Raw genomic sequence first — 1,035 nt, 5'->3', positions numbered from 1 at the left:
CGAGCAGGTCGTCCAGCAAGCTACCCTGGTCAGGGCTCAGTTGCTCGCTACGCTTGGCAAACTTGTGCCGTTTGTACCAAGCGATTTCGTGTGTGAGCTGCTCAATGATGGTCTGATCACGGTGGATTTTCTTGCCCATCACGTCGACCTGCGTGAGCAACTGCGCGGCCAGTGCGCGCAGCTGGTCAGGTGTCAGTTGGTCGAGATTGGGCGAGGAGTTCATGCTGCTGATTGTGCCAGAGCAGACGCTCTGCGCAGATACACCGATGGGCTAATGGCCGGTGCTACAGCACTGTGATTGCGCCGCCCGCACCGACCCGCTGCCAGGGCAGCCCCAGTACCAACGCCTGAAGTTGCTCGGTGTCGAGTTCAACTTCCGAGCCGTGGCGGATGCCTGGCCAGTGAAACTTGCCCTGGTTCAATCGCCGCGCGGCCAGCCAGATACCCACGCCGTCATGCACCAGGACTTTCATGCGGTTGGCGCGGCGATTTGCGAACAGATAGGCGCAGTGCGGCTTCGCCGCACCGAACACCGCCACCACGCGGGCCAACGCGGTTTCAGTGCCCGCGCGCATATCCATGGGTTCGGTGGCGAGCCAGATACTATCGATACGGATCACTGGGCGAGCCCCCGGACAAAGCGGGCGCATCCTTCAGGATCGGAAGCTGGCCATTTCACTGTGATCGATTGCTCGCCCAGCGGTAGCTCGATAATCACAGCTGGTTCAACTGGTCGTTTTGGCGTAACTCTCGCAGGAACGAACGCCGGCAACGCCGCTGGCAGTTGATCTCGATAAAGCGGTAGCCACTTGCGAATGACGTTGGCATTGATGCCGTGGCGGATGGCAACGCTGGAAACGGTCGCACCGGGTTGCAGGCACTCCTGAACAACCTGGGCCTTGAACGGTTTGGGGTAAGAGCTTCGTTGGCGCATGGAAATCCCGGCGATAAGGGCTATCGCGTCCGCTTAAAAATACGCGGACACCATCGCCCTTAATGCTGGAGTTCGGAAGGTGAGTTGGCCGGACGCTTACC

General features: G+C 60.0%; 3 protein-coding genes. All 3 read right to left on the bottom strand.

The genetic code is table 11. The features are described 5' to 3' along the window. Positions 1-223, bottom strand: a 223-nt coding sequence (locus HBN63_RS21600) for a transposase (protein ID WP_188117745.1), incomplete at its 3' end; no start/stop codon positions are given. A gap of 61 nt (positions 224-284) precedes the next feature. Continuing rightward, a complete protein-coding gene (tnpB, locus tag HBN63_RS22075; RefSeq protein WP_003282984.1) occupies positions 285-620 on the bottom strand; it encodes an IS66 family insertion sequence element accessory protein TnpB in 336 nt (111 codons plus the stop codon). Continuing rightward, positions 617-934, bottom strand: coding sequence for a transposase (locus HBN63_RS21590; RefSeq protein ID WP_003282986.1), 318 nt, complete (start codon positions 932-934; stop codon positions 617-619). The genes tnpB and HBN63_RS21590 overlap by 4 nt, the downstream gene beginning before the upstream one ends. Between the last annotated feature and the right edge of the window lie 101 nt (positions 935-1,035).

This window comes from Pseudomonas sp. WS 5011 (assembly GCF_012985775.1).
GTDB classification, from domain to species: Bacteria; Pseudomonadota; Gammaproteobacteria; order Pseudomonadales; family Pseudomonadaceae; genus Aquipseudomonas; species Aquipseudomonas peli.
Note: the sequence above shows the minus strand (reverse complement) of the source record. Positions and strands in the feature narration are given on the sequence as shown.